We start from the raw sequence: 20,319 nt of genomic DNA, 5'->3' as shown, positions 1-20,319 counted from the left end.
GGCCTGATTGTTCGGTAAGGGTCGAAGTTACATCAGCGGCTGGGCCATCTGCACCAGCGTAATCAGCGGCTGCGGGTAAACCCCTAACAGCAGCACCAGAATCGCTGAAATCAGCACCACCACACCACCCGCGGTGAAGGCCCAGTTAGCTGGCGTATCGCGGGTATGCAGTTCCGGCGGGCTAAGGTAGAGGCTCACCGTGACGCGCAGATAGTAGTAAAGACCAATCGCACTGCCCGCCACCACGGCACCGGTCAGCCACCACAGGTGCGCACTGACGCCCGAGGCGATAACGTAGAATTTACCGATAAAGCCGAGCGTCATCGGGATACCGGCCAGTGACAGCATCATCACCGTCATTACCGCTGACAGGATCGGACGATGCCAGAACAGACCGCGATAGGAGTAGAGCGAGTCAGCATCCGGGCCACGATACGGGCTGGACATCAGACTCACCACGCCAAACGCGCCGAGGCTGCTGAACAGGTAACCGGCCAGATAAACCCCGGCTGTTTCCAGCGACAGCTGATGATCTTTCACCGCAATCAGCGCCACCAGCAGATAACCGAGGTGAGCGATTGAAGAGTAACCCAGCAGACGCTTGATGTTGCTCTGAGAGATCGCCATCAGGTTACCGAACAGGATCGAGACGAAGGCGATCACGCCCAGCACGGTCCGCACTGCTTCACTGTCGGTCACCGGTGCATACATGAACAGACGCATGATGACGCCGAAAATCGCAATCTTGCTGGCGGTTGCCAGGAAGGTAGAAACCGGCGCAGGCGCACCCTGATAAACATCTGGCGTCCAGAGATGGAACGGCACCAGCGACAGTTTAAAGCCAAGGCCGATGATCATCATACCCAGGCCCACCAGCAGCAGCGGCTCCTGAATCATGCTGTCGGTCAGGCTCTTGCCGAGCGTCACAAAGCTGAGATTACCGGAGTCAGCGTAAATCAGCGCAATACCAAACAGCAGGAACGACGAAGCCGCCGCCGACAGAATGGTGTACTTCAGTGCCGCTTCCAGTGAGCGTTTCTGCCGGAAGGCGTAGCCGATCAGGCCAAACAGCGGCAGTGACAGCAGCTCAATACCGATGAACAGCGCCGCCAGATGGTTAGCGCTGGCGAGCACGATGCCACCGAGCGCCGCAATCAGCACCAGCAGATAGAACTCATCTTTGTTGTCGGGGAAATCCGTCAGCCAGGGATAAGCAAAGGTACAGGTTGCCAGACTCGCCAGTAAAACCAGCGCGGTATAAAAGATGGAATAGCCATCAACCCGCAGCAGCGGCGTGACATCCATCGCCCCGACCTGGCCAACAAAGTAGAGTGACAGCAGTGCCAGGTTCAGGCCCACCACCGTTAGCGTGGCGTTAACGAAGTGGTTGCGTCGCCAGGCAATGGACAGCATCACAACCACCACCGTCAATCCGACGATTAACAGCGGCAGCAACGCGATCAATTGTTGAGGAGTTATTGTCATGGCGAATTACGGCCTTGTAGTTGAAATTGAAGCGGTAAACCACTGCTGAATATTGCTCATGGCAGCGTGCGAAGTATCCAGAATCGGCTGTGGATAGACGCCCAGCAGCACCAGCAGCACCACCAGCACCCCGATAGTCAGAAACTCACGCGGCGACATGCCCGGCAGCGGATCTTTCGATTTCGCTTCGCCGTAGTAAGCGCGCTGCATCATCACCAGCGAGTAGACCGAGGCGAACACCAGACCAAAGGTGGCGATGACGATAATCACTGGCACCACCTGGAAGCTACCGGTCAGAATCATAAATTCGCCGACGAAGTTACCGGTGCCCGGCATCCCGAGGTTAGCCACGGCAAAGAACAGCGACAGGCCAGGAATCCACTTAATCCGCGACCACAAGCCGCCCATCTGACGCATATCACGGGTATGCAGACGCTCATAGAGCTGACCACACAGGATGAAGAGTGCCGCGGCTGACAGGCCGTGCGCAATCATCTGAATCACCGCACCCTGGAACGCCAGCTGGCTGCCGGTGTAGATCGCAATCAGCACAAAGCCCATGTGCGAGATTGAGGTGTAAGCGATCAGGCGTTTGATATCGGTCTGCGAGAACGCCATCCAGGCACCGTAGAAAATACCGATGATGCCTAACCACATGGCAATCGGCGCGAACTCTGCGGAGGCGTTCGGGAACAGCGGCAGGCTGAAGCGCAGTAAACCGTAAGCCGCAGTCTTGAGCAGAATACCGGCCAGATCCACCGAACCTGCGGTGGGTGCCTGGCTGTGCGCATCTGGCAACCAGCCGTGCAGCGGTACCACCGGCATTTTTACCGCGAAAGCGATAAAGAAGCCCAGCATCAGCAGATACTCGACACCGCTCGACATCGGCGTTTTCAGCAGCTGTTCGTAGTTAAAGGTCCAGACGCCGGTGGCGTTGTAGTGGACGAAAACCAGTCCCAGAATCGCAATCAGCATCACCAGACCTGACGCCTGGGTATAGATGAAAAATTTGGTGGCGGCAGTAATACGGGTTTTACCGTCAGAGGCTTTATGACCCCAGAGCGCGATGAGGAAGTACATCGGCACCAGCATCATTTCCCAGAAGAAGAAGAACAGGAACATGTCGATGGCAAGGAACACCCCGATCACGCCACCCAGAATCCACATCAGATTCAGGTGGAAAAAGCCCTGATACTTTGAAATCTCATTCCAGGAGCAGAGCACCGCCATCAGGCCGAGCAGCCCGGTCAGCACCACCATCAGCAGCGACAGACCATCGATAGCGACATGGAAACTGATGCCGAAGCGTGGAATCCAGGGTACGGAGAAACTTGACTGCCACTGCGGAATGCCCGCTGCCTGCGTCAGTGAATAGCCTCCCTGCAACCAGAGTTGCAGCGAAAGCGCCAACGTCAGCCCCATGGTGATCAGTGCGATCCAGCGTGGCACCTTCGCGCCAAGGCGCTCGGTCAGCCAGCAAATCAGACCACCGACGAAGGGTATGATAATTAGCCAAGGTAATAACACGGCACACTTCCCTTTTCTTTGTCTTAGTTCGGGCTATCTTACTTGCCATTTTGGCTCCCGGCAGTGCTCGCAATCCTCACATACTTCAGTATGCTCCGGTTGCTGTGCGCTGGCGGTAACCAAACTGGCCGCGACGATAACGCCCTTGCTCAGGACAATTTTTGACATTCTCAATGGGCAGATTAGCTAACCTGCCCCGCTCATCAATCTTTAAATCACCAGCATCAGGGCCAGCACGACCACGGCACCGACACTCATTGACGCGACATACCAGCGCAGATACCCGTTTTCACTCACCACCAGACCTTTATTGGCGATACGTGAGAACAGCGCAGGCAGGTTCATCAGGGCATTCAGCGGATCGCGTTTTAACAGCCACGCAATACCGAGGTAAGGTTTGACGAACACTTTGTCGTAGAGCCAGTCGAAGCCCCAGGCAGCGAACCACCAGGTAGTGAAGAAACGACCTGGTGCACTGTGAGCGATCTTCGTTACCAGCTCACGTTTGCCCAGCCACAGCGCGGCAGCAATCAGAATGCCGACGATAGCGACCACGCCAGAGGTGATTTCCAGTCCTACTTTACCGGCTTCACCAAACTCATTGGCTGGCAGCACGCCAGCCAATGGCGGCGTAATCAGTGCGCCGATGAAGGTGGAGAGCAGCAGCAGAACAATCAGTGGCAGATGATGGGTAATGCCTTTACCGGCATGTGCGTGAATTTTCTCTTCGCCGTGGAACACGATGAAGATCATGCGGAAGGTGTAGATTGAGGTCAGGAAAGCGCCCACCAGACCGGCAACCATCAGGTTGATGTGACCGTTGGCCAGTGCGCCAAACAGGATCTCATCTTTACTGTAGAAGCCAGCGGTAATCAGCGGCAGAGCCGCCAGTGCCGCGCCGCCCACCAGGAAGCAGGTGTAAACCAGCGGAATGCTCTTACGCAGGCCGCCCATCTTAAAGATGTTCTGCTCATGGTGGCAGGCCAGAATCACTGAACCGGAAGAGAGGAACAGTAACGCTTTAAAGAAGGCGTGCGTCATCAGGTGGAAAATCGCCGCATCCCACGCCTGGACGCCCAGCGCCAGGAACATGTAGCCAATCTGGCTCATGGTGGAGTAAGCGAGTACACGTTTGATATCGGTTTGCACCAGCGCAGCAAAACCAGCCAGCACCAGGGTAATTGCCCCGATAATTCCGACCAGATGCAGCACTTCCGGCGTCAGCAGGAACAGGCCGTGACTACGGGCAATCAGATAGACACCGGCGGTCACCATGGTCGCGGCGTGGATCAGTGCCGAAACCGGTGTCGGGCCGGCCATCGCATCGGCCAGCCAGGTCTGCAACGGCAGCTGTGCCGATTTACCGACCGCGCCACCCAGCAGCATCAGCGTTGCCCACTGCAGCATGTGGTTGTCTGCGGCAAAGTGCGCCGGCGCCAGTTCCATCATCTCGCGGAAGTTCAGCGTGCCCAGCTCGTTGTAGAGAATGAACAGCGCGAATGCCAGAAACACATCGCCGACACGGGTGATGATGAAGGCTTTCATCGCCGCTTTGCCGTTATCCGGATTGCTGTAGTAGAAGCCGATCAGCAGGTAAGAGCAGAGCCCTACCCCTTCCCAGCCGAGATACATCAGCATCAGGTTATCGGCCAGCACCAGAACCACCATGCTGGCGATAAACAGGTTGGTGTAGGCGAAGAAACGCGAGTAACCCTCTTCACCGCGCATGTACCAGGAGGCGAACATGTGGATAAAGAAACCGACACCGGTGACCACAGACAGCATGGTCAGTGACAGACCATCCAGGGTCAGGTTCACCTTCATGTCAAAGTTGCCGACATGCATCCAGGTCCAGAGCGCCTGCGTATAAGCCTGCTGACCGTTGGCAAAGAAGTCGACGCCGACCATCACCGTGGTCAGCGCTGCCAGTCCTACCGATCCCATACCAATCGCGGCCGACAGGTTCTCTGACCAGCGACCACGGGAAAACGCTAACAGCAGGAAGCCGATTAGCGGAAACAGTACTGTTAAATAGAGAAGATTCATCCGCGCATCTCGCTCACAGTGTCAATGTTCAGCGTCTGACGACGACGATAGAGCTGGAGCAGCAGCGCCAGGCCAATACTGGCTTCGGCTGCGGCCAGGCTGATCGCCAGGATATACATTACCTGTCCATCGGCCTGACCCCAGTAACTCCCGGCCACCACCAGCGCTAACGCGGCGGCGTTGATCATGATCTCAAGGCCGATCAGCATAAACAGCAGGTTACGGCGGATCACCAGCGAAGTCAGTCCGAGGACGAACAGCACGGCAGCAAGTATCAATCCATGTTGTAACGGGATCATGCATTCTCCTTTTTCGCTTGCGCGGCGTCAGAAACGCGGTTGCTGAGCACTTCACCCTGTCGATCTTCACGACCGACGTGAAACGCCACCACCAGACCCGCCAGCAGCAGCATGGAAGCCAGTTCCACCGCCAGCACGTAAGGACCAAACAGGCTGATGCCGACCGCTTTGGCGTCGATAATGGTGCCGTCAATGCCCTGATCGTTGGCGGTCAGGATGGCGTAAACCATCACCACCAGCAGCAGCAGCGACACCAGACCAGGCCCAATCCACAGCGACGGACTCAGCCACTCGCGTTCCTGCTTCTCAGTCTGTTTGCCCAGGTTCAGCATCATCACCACGAAGACGAACAGCACCATAATCGCACCGGCATAGACGATGATCTCCAGCGCGCCGGCAAAATAGGCGCCCATCGAGAAGAAGACGCCGGCAATCGACAGCAGCGAAATGATCAGGTACAGCAACGCATGTACCGGATTAGTGTGGGTAATGACGCGCAACGTCGTCAGCACCGCCACCAGCCCGCAAAGATAAAACGCAAATTCCATGCCTTGCTCCTTAAGGTAATAAGCCTTTGACGTCGATAGGCTTAGCTTCGTTTTCCGCTTCGCCCTTATCTTTACCGTCAATCGCCATACCCGCCATGCGGTAGAAGTTGTATTCCGGATATTTACCCGGACCCGAGATCAGCAGATCGTCCTTCTCATACACCAGATCCTGACGCTTGAACTCACCCAGTTCGAAATCGGGCGTCAGCTGAATCGCCGTGGTCGGACAGGCTTCCTCACACATGCCGCAGAAGATGCAGCGTGAGAAGTTGATGCGGAAGAACTCCGGGTACCAGCGACCATCTTTGGTTTCTGCTTTCTGCAACGAAATACAGCCGACCGGACAGGCCACGGCGCACAGGTTACAGGCTACGCAACGCTCTTCGCCATCCGGATCGCGGGTTAACACGATGCGGCCACGATAGCGTGGTGGCAGATAAACCGGCTCTTCCGGGTACATCTGCGTTTCACGTTTGGCGAAGGCGTGCAGGCCAATCAGCCAGATACTGCGCACTGTCGTGCCGAAGCCAACGACAATATCTTTTAAAGTCATTTGTTAACCCCTTACTGCGCTGTGTAGAGAATCACTGCGGCGGTCGCCAGCAGGTTCAACAGCGTCAACGGCAGACACACTTTCCAGCCGAACGACAGCACCTGGTCATAGCGTGGACGCGGAAGCGCAGCACGAATCAGGATGAACATCATCATAAAGAACGCCGTTTTCAGGGCGAACCAGATGAACGGCGGCAGGAATGGGCCATGCCAGCCACCAAAGAACAGCGTCACGATCAGCGCTGATACGGTGGTAATCGCCACGTACTCGCCGACAAAGAACAGGCCGAATTTCATACCGGCATATTCAATGTGGTAACCATCGGCCAGTTCCTGCTCCGCTTCCGGCTGGTCAAACGGGTGACGGTGACACACCGCTACGCCCGCAATACAGAAGGTAATGAAGCCGAAGAACTGCGGAATGATGTTCCACAAATGGGTCTGGCTGTTGACGATATCGTTCATGTTGAACGAGCCCGCCTGTGCCACCACGCCCATCAGCGACAGTCCGAGAAACACTTCGTAGCTCAGCGTTTGCGCCGAAGCACGCATCGCACCCAGCAGCGAGTATTTGTTGTTACTCGACCAGCCGGCGAACAGCACGGCGTAGACCGCCAGGCCTGCCATCATCAGGAAGAACAGCAGACCGATGTTCAGGTCCGTGACCATCCAGGTTGGCGATACCGGCACAATGGCAAACGCCAGCAGCAACGAGACGAAGGCGATAACCGGTGCCAGGGTGAAAATAAAGCGGTCGGTAAACGGCGGGACCCAGTCCTCTTTAAAGAACATTTTGATCATATCCGCTACCAGCTGCAGCGAGCCGCCCCAGCCTACCCGGTTCGGTCCGTAACGGTTCTGGAACAGGCCGAGCAGACGACGCTCGGCAAAGCTCATGAACGCGCCACAGGCCACGACCACCAGCAGAATGACGATGGCTTTACCGATGGCCAGCAGAATGTCGATAACATCCGGTGTTAACCAGCTCATTGCGCCGCCTCCTGCAGTTTGTCGATTTTACCGTTCGCCAGGAACGGCGGTACGCCCGGCATACCCAGCGGCAGACCAATCTGTCCCGCCTGCAGCGAGGCAGAGAAACGGACCGGCAGACGCACGGTTTCACCGGCACAGGTGAACTCCACGGCAGCACCATTATTGACGCCCAGTTTCGCCGCATCATCCGGGTTAATCACCAGCATTGGCTGCGCCATACGCTGCTGGAACACCGGTGAACGCTGTGACATCTCTTCACTACCAAACAGCTGGTAGTACGGAGCCACGCGCCATTGCGCTTCACTGACGAATGCCGCAGGGACGTTGCTGAACCAGGGTAGCTGCGCTGCGCTGGCTTCAAACAGGCGGACGCCTGGATCGCCATTACGCAGTTTGCCGCCCACTTCGACCTGGAATTTGTTCCACGCCTGCGGTGAGTTCCAGCCCGGAGCCCAGGCAAACGGAATCTGCGAGCGCGGTGCGCCTGGCTGGTTGTTCCCTTCCATTGAGAAGGCGAACATGGTGTCCTGATCCTGCGGCTGACGCGGTTCGTGCACGCTGATATTGGCGCGCGCGGCGGTACGGCCACTGGAACGGTGCGGTGAACGCGACAGTTTCTGTCCGCGAATACGGAAGCTGGCATCGGGTGCGGCATCTTTAATGCCGGCCAGCTGTGGCAGATGACTCACCACGGCATCGATCACATGATCCAGCTGCGTCCAGTCAACGTGACGGCTTTCCAGCGTGCTGTGCAGCGAATGCAACCAGCGCCAGCTTTCCAGCATCACAATGCTGTTGTCGTAGTAAGAGGGATCGTAAACCTGGAAGAAACGCTGTGCGCGGCCTTCATGGTTAATCGAGGTGCCGTCGCTTTCGGCGAAGCTGGCGGTCGATAACACCAGACCGGCTTTTTCCAGCGTAGCGGTACGCTGATGATCCACCACAATCACGTTGGTGGTCTGTGCCAGTGCCGCATCCACCAGCGCTTTCGGTGCGTGACGATAGAGATCGTTTTCCAGCACCACCAGCGCATCGGCTTCACCGTTGCTCAGCTGCTCCAGCGCGCTTTCCAGCGGATTGCCACCCATCAGGCCCAGACCCACGCTGTTAGCGTGTCCTGCCAGCAGGGTAATCCCGACATCGGCACCGCGCGCTTTCAGAGCTTTCGCCACGTTGGCTGCCGCTTCGATCATCGCGCTGCTGCCGGAGTGGGTCCCGGAGATGATTAACGGTTTTTTCGCACCGGCCAGTGCCTGCACGATGACATCCATCTTGCCGTTCAGCTTGCTGTCGAAATCGGTCACTGCCGGAGCCGTTTCATCCAGCGCATTGGCGATGGCGAAACCGAGGCGCGCCTGATCTTCAACCGGGGCGCGATAGCTCCATGCCGCGATATCATCCAGACGGGTTTCATCGACGTTGGTAATAAACAGCGGATGTTTAGCGTTCTGACCGATGTTCAGGATCGCAGCAATCTGCCAGTCTGCCACTTTCTGGGCCGCCGCCATGTCGCGCGCTTTGCCTTTAACCGCCTGACGCACAGACAGCGCCACGCGTGCGCCAACCTGGGTCAGATCTTCACCCAGCACCAGCACCGCATCGTAACTTTCGATTTCGCGCAGCGATGGCGTGTAGATCCCGCCTTCACGCAGCACTTTAAGCATCAGTTCCAGCCGGGCCTGTTCGCCAGCCGGCATACCGGTGGAGAAGTTTTCTGCGCCCACCAGTTCACGCAGCGCGAAGTTACTTTCAATGCTGGCGCGCGGTGAGCCGATACCGATCACTTTTTTCGCCTGACGCAGCAGATCCGCGCCGGCATTAACCGCCTGTTCTGCGTTAAGCGTCACCCAGTCATTGCCGCGCAGCAGCATCGGCTGACGCGGACGATCTTTGCGGTTGACGTAGCCGTAACCAAAACGGCCACGGTCACAGAGGAAATAGTGGTTTACCGTGCCGTTATAGCGGTTCTCAATACGGCGCAGTTCACCGTAGCGTTCACCCGGGCTGGTGTTACAGCCGACGCTGCACTGCTGGCAGATGCTCGGCGCAAACTGCATATCCCATTTACGGTTATAGCGTTCGGAGTGGGTTTTATCGGTGAAGACGCCGGTCGGGCAGATCTCAACCAGGTTGCCGGAAAATTCGCTCTCCAGCGTGCCATCTTCCGGACGACCGAAATAGACGTTGTCGTGCGCACCGTAGACACCCAGATCTTTGCCGTCGGCATAATCTTTGTAGTAACGCACGCAGCGATAACAGGCGATACAGCGGTTCATCTCATGCGAAATGAACGGGCCGAGATCCTGATTGCGGTGGGTACGCTTGGTGAAGCGATAACGGCGGAAGCTGTGGCCGGTCATCACTGTCATATCCTGCAGGTGACAGTTACCGCCCTCTTCACACACCGGGCAGTCGTGCGGGTGGTTGGTCATCAGCCATTCCACCACGCTTTCGCGGAACTCTTTCGCTTCGCCATCATCGATGGAGATAAATGTGCCGTCAGAAGCCGGCGTCATGCAGGACATGACAAGACGGCCGCGGGTATCTTCGGCATTCTGGAATTGCTTTACCGCGCACTGGCGGCAGGCCCCAACGCTTCCCAGCGCCGGATGCCAGCAAAAATAAGGAATATCAAGGCCCAGAGAGAGACACGCCTGTAGCAGGTTGTCCGCTCCGTTCACATCATACTCTTTACCGTCTACATGGATTGTAGCCATAGTGACATGCTTCCGTAAGGCTCGTCAGAAACGAGCGTTAATCATATTCTTGCCCCGACATACAGCCGATTGTCGGGGCGGCGGCACCAGGCCTGATTCCGTGTGCTGCGGTGAATTACCAGCGCGCTTTCAGCAGGTTTGGCTGAATCCCGCCAATCGCGCGGGTATTACCGAACACCTGCGGCGCAATGCCAGCTTCAAACTCTTCACGGAAATACTTAATGGCACTCTGCAACGGCTCGACCGCACCCGGCGCATGTGCGCAGAAGGTTTTACCCGGACCAAGCTGACGGCAGAGTTGCAGTAAGGTTTCGATGTCGCCTGGCTGACCCTGTTTCTGCTCCAGCGCACGCAGAATTTTTACGCTCCACGGCAGACCGTCACGGCATGGCGTACACCAGCCGCACGATTCGCGGGCGAAGAACTCTTCCAGATTGCGCACCAGCGAAACCATATTGATTTCGTGATCGACCGCCATCGCCAGCGCGGTGCCCAGACGGCTGCCCGCTTTACCAATGCTGGCAAATTCCATCGGCAGATCCAGGTGCTCATCGGTCAGGAAGTCGGTCCCTGCCCCGCCAGGCTGCCAGGCCTTGAAGCGCAGTCCGTCACGCATCCCGCCAGCATAATCTTCGAGGATTTCACGGGCGGTAATGCCGAACGGCAGTTCCCAGACGCCAGGATTTTTCACCCGACCGGAGAAGCCCATCATCTTGGTACCGGCGTCATCGCTTTTCGAGATGCCTTTGTACCAGTCGACGCCGTTAGCCAGAATCGCCGGCACGTTTGACAGCGTTTCCACGTTGTTAACGCAGGTCGGTTTACCCCATGCACCCGCACTCGCCGGGAACGGCGGTTTGGAGCGCGGGTTAGCACGACGGCCTTCCAGCGAGTTAATCAGCGCCGTCTCTTCGCCGCAGATATAGCGGCCCGCGCCGGTGTGAACAATCAGTTCGAAGTCAAAACCGGTGCCGAGAATATTTTTACCGAGGTAGCCCGCTTCGGTGGCTTCAGCAATCGCCCGGCGCAGATGCACCGCGGCTTCAATGTATTCGCCGCGCAGGAAGATGTAGCCACGGTAAGCCTTCAGCGCAAAGGCGCTGATCAGCATCCCTTCCACCAGCTGGTGCGGCATCTGCTCCATCAGCAGGCGGTCTTTATAGGTGCCCGGCTCCATTTCATCGGCGTTACACAGCAGGTAACGGATGTTCATCGACTCATCTTTCGGCATCAGGCTCCACTTCAGGCCGGTGGAGAAGCCCGCACCGCCGCGCCCTTTCAGGCCAGAGTCTTTCACCGCCGCCACGATTTCGTCAGGCGACATGCTGTTCAGCGCTTTTTCAGCACCGGCATAGCCGTTTTTACTGCGATATTCATCAATCCACACCGGCTGCTTGTCGTCGCGCATCCGCCAGGTGAGTGGATGGGTTTCAGCAGTACGAATGATAGTTTTCAATGTCATTGATACTGCTCCAGCAAAGTGGCGATGCCTTCTGGCGTCAGATGCACGTGGGTATCTTCATCCACCATCATCGTTGGCCCTTTATCGCAGTTGCCCAGACAGCAGGTTGGCAGCAGCGTGAAGCGTCCGTCTGCCGTGGTCTGGCCCGGTTTGATATTCAGATTCTGTTCCAGCGCCGCCTGAATGCCCTGATAACCGGTGATGTGACAGACGACGCTGTCGCAATAGCGGATCACATGACGGCCGACCGGCTGACGGAAGATCTGGCTATAAAATGTCGCTACACCTTCAACGTCACTGGCCGGAATGCCCAGCACCTCAGCGATGGCGTGAATCGCGCCATCCGGCACCCAGCCGCGCGCTTTCTGCACGATCTTCAGCGCTTCGATTGAAGCGGCACGCGCATCTTCGTAGTGGTGTTTTTCGTGCTCAATGGCGTGATGTTCTTCCGCGCTCAGCACGAAGACCTCGTTGGGGTCGATCGTTTTAATGGCAATGTGTTGATCGTGCATAATTAGCGGTCCACGTCTGACATAACAAAATCGATACTACCGAGGTATACGATCAGGTCGGATACCAGGCTGCCACGGATCACAGAAGGAATCTGCTGCAGATGCGGGAAGCTGGGCGTACGCACGCGGGTGCGGTAGCTCATGGTGCTGCCGTCGCTGGTCAGGTAGTAACTGTTGATCCCTTTCGTCGCTTCGATCATCTGGAAGGATTCGTTAGCCGGCATTACCGGCCCCCACGAAACCTGCAGGAAGTGGGTGATCAGCGTTTCAATGTGCTGCAACGTGCGCTCTTTCGGCGGCGGTGTGGTCAGCGGGTGATCGGCTTTGAACGGACCCTCTGGCATGTTGTTGAGACACTGCTCCAGGATACGCAGTGACTGCCACATCTCTTCCATCTTCAGCTGAACGCGGCTGTACGCATCACTGATGCCTGAACCGGTCGGGATCTCGAAGTCGAAGTTTTCGTAGCCGGAGTACGGACGCCATTTACGCACATCAAAGTCGAGGCCGGTGGCGCGCAGGCCCGCACCGGTGGTGCCCCACGCCAGCGCTTCTTCCATGTTGTACGCGGCAACGCCTTTAGAACGACCAACCAGCACGCTGTTGCGCAGTGCGGCTTTGTCATACTCCTTCAGGCGCTTCGGCATCCAGTCAAGGAAGTCACGCAGCAGACGTTCCCAGCCTTTCGGCAGGTCGTGCGCCACGCCGCCAATGCGGAACCAGGCCGGGTGCATACGGAAGCCGGTGATGGCTTCCACCACGTCATAAATTTTCTGGCGATCGGTAAAGGCAAAGAACACCGGCGTCATGGCGCCGACGTCCTGAATAAAGGTCGAAATGTAGAGCAGATGGCTATTGATGCGGAACAGTTCTGACAGCATCACGCGGATCACATTGACGCGATCCGGCACCACGATACCGGCCAGTTTCTCCACCGCCAGCACGTAAGGCATCTCATTCACGCAACCGCCGAGATACTCGACGCGGTCGGTGTAAGGAATGTAGCTGTGCCACGACTGACGTTCACCCATCTTTTCGGCACCGCGATGGTGATAACCGATGTCAGGCACGCAGTCGACGATCTCTTCGCCATCCAGCTGCAGAATGATGCGGAAAGCCCCGTGCGCTGACGGGTGGTTAGGACCGAGGTTGAGGAACATGAAGTCCTCATTGGCGGTGCTGCGCTTCATACCCCAGTCTTCGGGCTTGAAGGTCAGCGCCTCCATCTCCAGATCTTCTTTCTGTTTAGTCAGCGTAAACGGATCAAATTCGGTGGCGCGCGCCGGGTAATCCTTGCGCAGCGGGTGACCTTCCCAGGTCGGCGGCATCATGATGCGGGTCAGGTGCGGGTGACCATCGAAGGTCACACCAAACATCTCCCAGGTTTCACGCTCATACCAGTTGGCATTCGGGAAAAGGCGGGTGATGGTCGGCAGGTGCATATCATTTTCAGATAACGCCACCTTGAGCATGATGTCGCGATTGCGTTCAATCGACAGCAGATGATAGAAAACGGAAAAATCCGCGGCAGGCAAGCCGGCGCGGTGGGTGCGTAAACGCTCATCCATGCCATGCAGGTCATACAGCATGACGTAAGGTTTAGGTAATTTACGCAGGAACTCGGTGATTTCCAGTAGCTGTTCACGCTTTACCCAGACTACCGGAATCCCGGTGCGGGTCGCCTGAACGGTAAAGGCATCCGGCCCAAAACGGTTACGCAACTCGCCGATCACCGGGTCATCCAGGTGATCACGGGTTTGCCATGAAGGCTGAGCGAGATCTTGCGTGGTCAAATCTGTCATACGTTACTCACCATTCCGGCCTGGTCTCAGGCACTCAAATGAAGGCGTCAGGATGGGGCCATGCATTAAATTGTGATGTTCTGCTGCAGGCGCGTTTTGCCATCCATACGGTTAACTTACACTTCGTCCGGGCTGCGCAGGTTAGTGACCGCAATGCGCTCACCGCGTTTTCTCTCACGCTCGGACTGCATGTTGGCGCGGTAAACACCCTGATCGCCAACCACCCAGGAGAGCGGACGACGCTCTTTGCCGATCGACTCCTGCAACAGCAGCAGCGCCTGCATGTAGGCTTCCGGACGCGGCGGGCAGCCAGGGATATACACATCAACCGGCAGGAATTTATCCACGCCCTGCACCACGGAATAGATGTCATACATGCCGCCAGAGTTGGCGCAGGCACCCATTGAGATCACCCATTTTGGCTCCAGCATCTGGTCATACAGACGCTGAATCACCGGGGCCATTTTGGTAAATGGCGTACCTGCGATCACCATAAAGTCGGCCTGACGTGGCGAGGCGCGCATGACTTCAGCACCAAAACGTGCCACGTCATGCACGGCGGTAAACGAGGTCGTCATCTCTACATAACAACAGGAGAGGCCGAAGTTATAAGGCCACAGGGAGTTTTTACGCCCCCAGTTCACCATGTCGTGCAGGGCATTTTCGAGTTTGCCCATGTAAACGCTGCGATGAACGTGCTGCTCCAGCGGATCGCTGACGATTTCCTGCTTTTGCAGAGGATAACGGTCGTTCTCACCACCGTTCGGGTCTATGCGGGTGAGCGTATAGTCCATCTTATTGCCTCTCTTTTACTGCTTGTGAGGATTGGTGTGACTGATCGTGGTGGTTTTAACCACGACGCGACGACGTGCAGGAGCCCAATCGAGTGCGCCGATGCGTACCAGATAGACCAAGCCCGCCAGGAGCACCAAAATGAAAATTGCGGCTTCCACAAAGCCGACCCAGCCGCTTTCGCGGATTGAGGTCGCCCATGCGTATAAAAAGAGGGCTTCGACGTCGAAGATGACGAAAAACATCGCAACCAGATAGAATTTGGCCGACAGGCGGATATGGGTGTCGCCTACGGACTCGATGCCTGACTCGAACGGCGTGTCTTTATAACGCGCGCGCGCTCTGCCGCCAAGCAGCCATCCTCCGGTCAACATGAAAGCACACAGGCCAAATGCGATGACGATAAAGACGATAAACGCCCAATGCTGAGCGATGATTTCGGTGGTAGTTGACATACTCATTGCTTACTCATCAAAAGTGGCGCTGGCATCCTGCACGCGTTTCCCGCAGCAAACTGACCACATCGATTCAAGGGAAGGATAAAAACCTTTTAAATGTCGCTGTTATTCTTAAATAAGCAGCAATTTTATGGGGTTTTTTACTCCTTTCTATAACCTTTTGTCAACTTTGACAAAAGTATCCAAACATTATTTCACACCTGCATCATATTATTAACAAATGATGCCCCGCTTTCCAGCTAAATCGCTTCAGTCTGTAGGGTTAATTTTAGTGTAGCGGGTATTTACACGCATGGATCGTGCATTTAACAAACATATTTTGACAGGTATCCGCGGGTTTTCCTTCCCCTTACCAGGGGTATTTTTTTGATCCAGAACACACTTCTGCCCTTTTTGCGCTAAATTTCTCCATTTTTTGGCGCAAGGCGAAACGAAGCATCCGTTTTTTTGGTGGGTAAGTTTCAGTTAAAGCAGAGATGAAATTAATTGCAGCAGGTGACTATTGAAACAGCAGGCTGGCGAAGCGGAAAAAGCTGTCAGCTATCATCAGGCGGGTAAAAAAAAGCCTCTCGTTCTGCTTACAGAATGAAAGGCTTTTTTATCGGCGTTTTGTGCCGCTCATTCCGCACAGGATCTGTGCAGCATAATGGCAACCAACTTACTCTTCGTCGTCCAGTAACAGCGTACCATCCGGATTGGCACTCAGATTGTACGGGTCATTGGTTGACTGCATGGCGTTAAAGATTGCCAGTGCCAGTTCGTTATCGCTGTCAGGATTACGACACAGCAGATACTGGGTATCCGGCAGCACCGGTAAACCTTCTGCTGCGCCCATCACCCGCAGTTCCGGACTCATCATCTCGACCGGACGTGCTGTGACACCCAATCCCGCTTTAACCGCGGCACGAACCGCAGCCAGCGTTGACGCGACGTACGAGATACGCCACGGGATGCCCGCTTCATTAAGATGATCGATGGCCATGTCGCGATAAGGACTTGGCTCATCCAGCAGCACCAGCGGAATGGCTTCGCCACGCTGGAAAATGTAATCTGCCGCGCAGTACCACAAGGTCGGTGACGTGCGCAGGACCTGATAGGTGAAATTGCCCGGGCTGGAAGTGGTGACCACAAGGTCAACTTCGCCCTGGTTGAGCATTTCCATCATGAAAGGGTTACGTTTTACCCGCACATCAATAGCCAGCTTCGGATAAACCGAGGTAACCCGGTTCAGCAGGAACGGCAGAATGGTGTCAGAGGTATCATCGGAGGCGCCAATCGTCAGCACACCCTGAATATTGCTGTACATCAGGGAGGTGCAGGCTTCGTCATTAAAACGAAGGATTTTTCTGGCGTAACCTAAAAGCTGGATTCCGTGCTCGGTTAATAGCTTATTACGTCCATGTCTGGCAAACAGCTCTTTACCTACCAATTGCTCCAGACGTTGCATCTGCTGGCTGACGGCTGATTGCGTTCTGCAGACCGCTGCAGCGGCGGCGGCAAACGTATTGAGATCAGCAACGGCAACGAAGGTTCTCAGCAGATCGAGGTCGAGATTCAGTATCGGACGATTTGCATTAGTCATGTTTTTTTCTTCACTTATTAGATTTTTACGAACTACTACCCTGGTGTTATTACTAAGCTTATCAAAGTGATAAACAGTAATGGTGCTCAATGACAGTCCTGTGTTGAGACTGGCACAAAAAATTTTACTGACGTTTACAGACCGCTGAAGACCCATCAGAAGATCAACAGGACCAGGAAGACAGATACAACTTCTGAACCGAAGGCGCGGGGTGCGCGAATGCAGGAAGCTGCGTAGTTGTCTTATTCCCACCCAAAACAGCGAAGCGGGACAGAATGCGCGATGTTGCATCCGGTAAAGCGGAGCGGCAAGACGCACTAAATAATAAATTATACTTAATCATTTTTGACTTCAAAATGGAAATGATTTTGTGAAAAGCGCTGTAAATTTTGCGCTAAAGGCGTTTCCGGCCCCTTCTGCCAGCGGATCGCTTTCTTTTCACCTGTTCGGTGAGTCTGATCTCTGGCCGGAAGTGACAGTGAATGCCTTCTGATTCGCAAAGCTGGTGCCATCCGGACCTGATCTTTTGGCACTTCTCCGGTTATGACAAGGTGCCAACGGCATCATTCTTTAGCAGCATTAAGACCTGAGCCACGTCAACACCCCTTAAACGATGATTATTTAACCATCAATAAAATATCGTTTAACTATTTCACAGAGTGTATATTTCAAATGTCGGGAAAGGTTCAACCGTCATAAGTTCCAAAAATGTTTCATAATGTGCAAATGCAGCCCCGCCAGCGCCCGCCTCTCTCAGCTAAAAATATCGTTTAGCAATGCTGATATGGTTAGTTTAACTAATTATCAGGGTAACAAATATCTTTTGCGCTATCAGCGACGGGAAAAGTTGCTGAACGCGCCAAAACCGAGCGGCACCCTTCTTTTGTGTTCGTGAGGAGAGTACATTGTGCTGGTTTGATTTCTGTGGCAGCCAAAAGGATTCTGCCCATTAAGGCGGTAACAATGACTTTTCAGATTGATAAATCCGGTAAGCTGGATAACGTTTGCTACGACATCCGCGGTCCGGTATTGAAAGAGGCCAAACGCCTCGAAGAAGAAGGCAACAAAGTACTCAAACTGAACATCGGTAATCCCGCGCCGTTTGGTTTTGAAGCGCCTGACGAAATTCTGGTGGATGTGATTCGTAATCTGCCGAGCGCACAGGGTTATTGCGACTCGAAAGGTTTGTATTCTGCCCGTAAAGCGATCATGCAGCATTATCAGGCACGCGATATGCGCGATGTCACCGTCGAGGATATCTACATTGGTAACGGTGTCTCTGAGCTGATCGTGCAGGCGATGCAGGCCCTGCTGAACAGTGGCGATGAGATGCTGGTACCGGCACCCGACTATCCGTTATGGACTGCAGCCGTCTCGCTGTCGAGCGGTAAAGCGGTGCATTATCTGTGTGACGAATCGGCTGGCTGGTTCCCCGACCTGGATGATATCCGCAGTAAGATCACGCCACGCACCCGCGGCATCGTTATCATCAACCCGAATAACCCCACCGGTGCGGTTTACAGCAAAGAGCTGCTGTTAGAGATCGTCGAAATTGCCCGTCAGCATAACCTGATCATTTTCGCCGATGAGATCTACGACAAAATTCTGTACGACGAAGCACAGCATCACTGCATCGCCGCGCTGGCCCCCGATCTGCTGACCGTGACCTTTAATGGCCTGTCAAAAACCTACCGTGTGGCGGGCTTCCGTCAGGGCTGGATGGTGCTGAACGGCCCGAAAAAGCACGCTAAAGGGTACATTGAAGGGCTGGAGATGCTTGCTTCAATGCGTCTCTGTGCCAACGTTCCGGCTCAGCATGCGATTCAGACCGCGCTGGGTGGCTACCAGAGCATCAGTGAATTTATCATGCCTGGCGGCCGGCTGTATGAACAGCGCCAGCGCGCCTGGGAGCTGATTAATGATATTCCCGGCGTCAGCTGCGTGAAACCGCAGGGCGCGCTCTATATGTTCCCGCGCATTGATGCGAAAAAATTCAATATCTTTGACGATCAGAAGATGGTGCTGGATTTCCTGCTGCAGGAGAAAGTGCTGCTGGTACAGGGCAGCGCCTTTAACTGGCCGTGGCCGGATCACCTGCGCATCGTCACTCTGCCGCGCGTCGATGATCTTGAGATGGCGATCAATAAGTTTGGCCGCTTCCTGCAAGGCTATCGTCAGTAATCTCAGCCGCGTATACTGACGCTATTTGGGGAGAGCCCGTCTCTCCCCTGTCGGCTCACAGGAACGCTCATGACTCAAAGCCACTTCTTTGCCCATCTCTCCCGCCTGAAACTGATTAATCGCTGGCCCCTGATGCGTAATGTGCGCACCGAAAACGTCTCTGAGCACAGTCTGCAGGTCGCGATGGTGGCGCACGCCCTGGCGTCGATTAAAAACCTCAAGTTCAACGGCACGCTCAACGCCGATCGCATCGCCATGCTGGCGCTCTACCACGATGCCAGCGAAGTGCTGACCGGCGATCTGCCGACCCCGGTGAAGTATTACAACGCGCAAATTGCCCACGAATATAAAAAGATTGAAAAAATTGCGCAGCAGAAGCTGATTGAGATGCTGCCTGAAGAGTTTCAGGCGATCTACCGTCCGCTGATTGATGAGCATCTGCACAGTGAAGAGGAACAGGCGGTCGTGAAGCAGGCGGATGCGCTCTGTGCTTACGTGAAGTGTCTGGAAGAGCTTTCCGCCGGTAACAACGAATTTCTGCTGGCCAAGGCCAGGCTGGAAAAAACCCTGGCCGACCGCCGCTCGCCGGAAATGGATTACTTCGTTGAGGTGTTTATTCCCAGTTTCAGCCTGTCACTGGATGAAATTTCACAGGATACGCCGCTCTGAATCCGCGGCGCGGAAGCGTTATTGATCCTGACGGCCAAAGCTGAAGTGCCCATCGCGATGCCGGGTCACGATTAATGACTCAAGCGAGGTGAGCGACAACGCCACCTCGTTAAATCGTGGCGTGTCAGCTGGCGCATTAACCGCAATAACCGCACAACCGGCATTCAGGCCTGAGAGAATCCCGGCTGGCGCATCTTCAACCACGACGCAGGAAGTGGCCGCTAAGCCGAGCTTTTCGGCACCCAGCAAATAAGGGTCCGGCTCGGGTTTACCTTTGGCTACCTGCTCGGCAGTAATGAACACCGCCGGTTGCGGTAATCCTGCCGCTTTATGTCGCGCATGCGCCACCGGGACGGAACCTGAAGTCACAATCGCCCAGGGGATCTGCAATTCATTAAGCGTATTCAGCAATGCGTGTGCGCCGGGCAGTGCCTGAACGCCATCAGTATCTGCCGCTTCGGCCTGTTCCAGCGCCACAAACTCCGCCTGAATCGCCGCTTCCGGCTGACCGGCCATAAAATGACGCAGTGAAGTGATCGCCTGTTTGCCGTGGATAAATGCCAGAATCTCTTCCGCTGCAATGCCGTGGCGGGCGCCCCATTGACTCCAGGCACGTTCAACCGCCGGCAGTGAATCCACTAAGGTGCCATCTAAATCAAATAGAAAACCACTGTAGGTCACGCGTCACTCCTCC

At 55.4% G+C, this 20,319-nt stretch carries 17 protein-coding genes; 2 read left to right on the top strand and 15 right to left on the bottom strand.

Annotated elements, in window-relative coordinates; genetic code table 11:
• Positions 1–27 precede the first annotated feature (27 nt).
• From nuoN to lrhA, 14 genes are all read right to left on the bottom strand, one after another.
• On the bottom strand, positions 28–1,485 hold the full coding sequence (gene nuoN, locus LZU96_RS06505) for an NADH-quinone oxidoreductase subunit NuoN (RefSeq protein WP_233987541.1): 1,458 nt from the start codon (positions 1,483–1,485) through the stop codon (positions 28–30).
• A gap of 6 nt (positions 1,486–1,491) precedes the next feature.
• Positions 1,492–3,012 (bottom strand): NADH-quinone oxidoreductase subunit M, encoded by a 1,521-nt coding sequence (nuoM, locus tag LZU96_RS06500; protein WP_094119703.1) that lies wholly within the window; start codon positions 3,010–3,012, stop codon positions 1,492–1,494.
• Between the two features lie 210 nt (positions 3,013–3,222).
• Positions 3,223–5,058, bottom strand: a complete 1,836-nt coding sequence (nuoL, locus tag LZU96_RS06495; protein ID WP_233987540.1) for an NADH-quinone oxidoreductase subunit L — start codon at positions 5,056–5,058, stop codon at positions 3,223–3,225.
• Entirely contained in the window at positions 5,055–5,357 is a 303-nt protein-coding gene (gene nuoK / locus LZU96_RS06490) for an NADH-quinone oxidoreductase subunit NuoK (protein ID WP_003854236.1), read from the bottom strand. The genes nuoL and nuoK overlap by 4 nt, the downstream gene beginning before the upstream one ends.
• Positions 5,354–5,905 carry an NADH-quinone oxidoreductase subunit J gene (nuoJ, locus tag LZU96_RS06485; protein ID WP_031376231.1) on the bottom strand — a complete coding sequence of 184 codons (552 nt, stop codon included), beginning with the start codon at positions 5,903–5,905 and terminating at the stop codon, positions 5,354–5,356. The genes nuoK and nuoJ overlap by 4 nt, the downstream gene beginning before the upstream one ends.
• A 10-nt stretch (positions 5,906–5,915) precedes the next feature.
• Positions 5,916–6,458 (bottom strand): NADH-quinone oxidoreductase subunit NuoI, encoded by a 543-nt coding sequence (nuoI, locus tag LZU96_RS06480; protein ID WP_031376232.1) that lies wholly within the window; start codon positions 6,456–6,458, stop codon positions 5,916–5,918.
• Between the two features lie 11 nt (positions 6,459–6,469).
• Entirely contained in the window at positions 6,470–7,447 is a 978-nt protein-coding gene (nuoH, locus tag LZU96_RS06475; protein ID WP_233987539.1) for an NADH-quinone oxidoreductase subunit NuoH, read from the bottom strand.
• Entirely contained in the window at positions 7,444–10,167 is a 2,724-nt protein-coding gene (gene nuoG / locus LZU96_RS06470) for an NADH-quinone oxidoreductase subunit NuoG (protein WP_233987538.1), read from the bottom strand. The genes nuoH and nuoG overlap by 4 nt, the downstream gene beginning before the upstream one ends.
• Before the next feature lie 115 nt (positions 10,168–10,282).
• Positions 10,283–11,623: an NADH-quinone oxidoreductase subunit NuoF gene (gene nuoF, locus LZU96_RS06465; RefSeq protein ID WP_233988142.1), complete on the bottom strand. Its 1,341-nt coding sequence runs from the start codon at positions 11,621–11,623 to the stop codon at positions 10,283–10,285.
• Positions 11,624–11,625: 2 nt separating this feature from the next.
• Positions 11,626–12,141, bottom strand: coding sequence for an NADH-quinone oxidoreductase subunit NuoE (gene nuoE, locus LZU96_RS06460; protein WP_046288191.1), 516 nt, complete (start codon positions 12,139–12,141; stop codon positions 11,626–11,628).
• 2 nt (positions 12,142–12,143) lie between these two features.
• On the bottom strand, positions 12,144–13,943 hold the full coding sequence (nuoC, locus tag LZU96_RS06455) for an NADH-quinone oxidoreductase subunit C/D (protein ID WP_233987537.1): 1,800 nt from the start codon (positions 13,941–13,943) through the stop codon (positions 12,144–12,146).
• Between the two features lie 116 nt (positions 13,944–14,059).
• Positions 14,060–14,737 carry a NuoB/complex I 20 kDa subunit family protein gene (locus LZU96_RS06450; protein WP_009089012.1) on the bottom strand — a complete coding sequence of 226 codons (678 nt, stop codon included), beginning with the start codon at positions 14,735–14,737 and terminating at the stop codon, positions 14,060–14,062.
• A gap of 15 nt (positions 14,738–14,752) precedes the next feature.
• Complete coding sequence (locus LZU96_RS06445; protein WP_233987536.1) at positions 14,753–15,196, bottom strand: NADH-quinone oxidoreductase subunit A; 444 nt, start codon at positions 15,194–15,196, stop codon at positions 14,753–14,755.
• Between the two features lie 655 nt (positions 15,197–15,851).
• Positions 15,852–16,775: a transcriptional regulator LrhA gene (gene lrhA / locus LZU96_RS06440; RefSeq protein WP_021509211.1), complete on the bottom strand. Its 924-nt coding sequence runs from the start codon at positions 16,773–16,775 to the stop codon at positions 15,852–15,854.
• Positions 16,776–17,738: 963 nt separating this feature from the next.
• On the opposite strand from lrhA, the gene LZU96_RS06435 reads away from it, so the two are divergent.
• Entirely contained in the window at positions 17,739–18,956 is a 1,218-nt protein-coding gene (locus tag LZU96_RS06435) for a pyridoxal phosphate-dependent aminotransferase (protein WP_233987535.1), read from the top strand.
• Between the two features lie 69 nt (positions 18,957–19,025).
• Entirely contained in the window at positions 19,026–19,625 is a 600-nt protein-coding gene (yfbR, locus tag LZU96_RS06430) for a 5'-deoxynucleotidase (protein WP_233987534.1), read from the top strand.
• Between the two features lie 18 nt (positions 19,626–19,643).
• On the opposite strand, the gene LZU96_RS06425 is transcribed toward yfbR, so the two are convergent.
• Positions 19,644–20,306 (bottom strand): sugar phosphatase, encoded by a 663-nt coding sequence (locus LZU96_RS06425; RefSeq protein WP_233987533.1) that lies wholly within the window; start codon positions 20,304–20,306, stop codon positions 19,644–19,646.
• Between the last annotated feature and the right edge of the window lie 13 nt (positions 20,307–20,319).

This window comes from Pantoea agglomerans, assembly GCF_021397715.1.
Classification (GTDB): Bacteria; Pseudomonadota; Gammaproteobacteria; order Enterobacterales; family Enterobacteriaceae; genus Pantoea; species Pantoea astica.
The sequence above is the reverse complement of the archived record's forward strand: the minus strand, read 5'-3'. Positions and strand labels throughout refer to the sequence as shown.

Coding starts and splice junctions, on each gene's coding strand:
- yfbR (WP_233987534.1), top strand. CDS start 19,026: ATGACTCAAAGCCACTTCTTTGCCCATCTCTCCCGCCTGAAACTGATT.
- nuoL (WP_233987540.1), bottom strand. CDS start 5,058: ATGAATCTTCTCTATTTAACAGTACTGTTTCCGCTAATCGGCTTCCTG.
- nuoE (WP_046288191.1), bottom strand. CDS start 12,141: ATGCACGATCAACACATTGCCATTAAAACGATCGACCCCAACGAGGTC.
- LZU96_RS06445 (WP_233987536.1), bottom strand. CDS start 15,196: ATGAGTATGTCAACTACCACCGAAATCATCGCTCAGCATTGGGCGTTT.
- lrhA (WP_021509211.1), bottom strand. CDS start 16,775: ATGACTAATGCAAATCGTCCGATACTGAATCTCGACCTCGATCTGCTG.
- nuoG (WP_233987538.1), bottom strand. CDS start 10,167: ATGGCTACAATCCATGTAGACGGTAAAGAGTATGATGTGAACGGAGCG.
- nuoJ (WP_031376231.1), bottom strand. CDS start 5,905: ATGGAATTTGCGTTTTATCTTTGCGGGCTGGTGGCGGTGCTGACGACG.
- LZU96_RS06450 (WP_009089012.1), bottom strand. CDS start 14,737: ATGGACTATACGCTCACCCGCATAGACCCGAACGGTGGTGAGAACGAC.
- nuoH (WP_233987539.1), bottom strand. CDS start 7,447: ATGAGCTGGTTAACACCGGATGTTATCGACATTCTGCTGGCCATCGGT.
- LZU96_RS06435 (WP_233987535.1), top strand. CDS start 17,739: ATGACTTTTCAGATTGATAAATCCGGTAAGCTGGATAACGTTTGCTAC.
- nuoI (WP_031376232.1), bottom strand. CDS start 6,458: ATGACTTTAAAAGATATTGTCGTTGGCTTCGGCACGACAGTGCGCAGT.
- nuoK (WP_003854236.1), bottom strand. CDS start 5,357: ATGATCCCGTTACAACATGGATTGATACTTGCTGCCGTGCTGTTCGTC.
- nuoN (WP_233987541.1), bottom strand. CDS start 1,485: ATGACAATAACTCCTCAACAATTGATCGCGTTGCTGCCGCTGTTAATC.
- nuoC (WP_233987537.1), bottom strand. CDS start 13,943: ATGACAGATTTGACCACGCAAGATCTCGCTCAGCCTTCATGGCAAACC.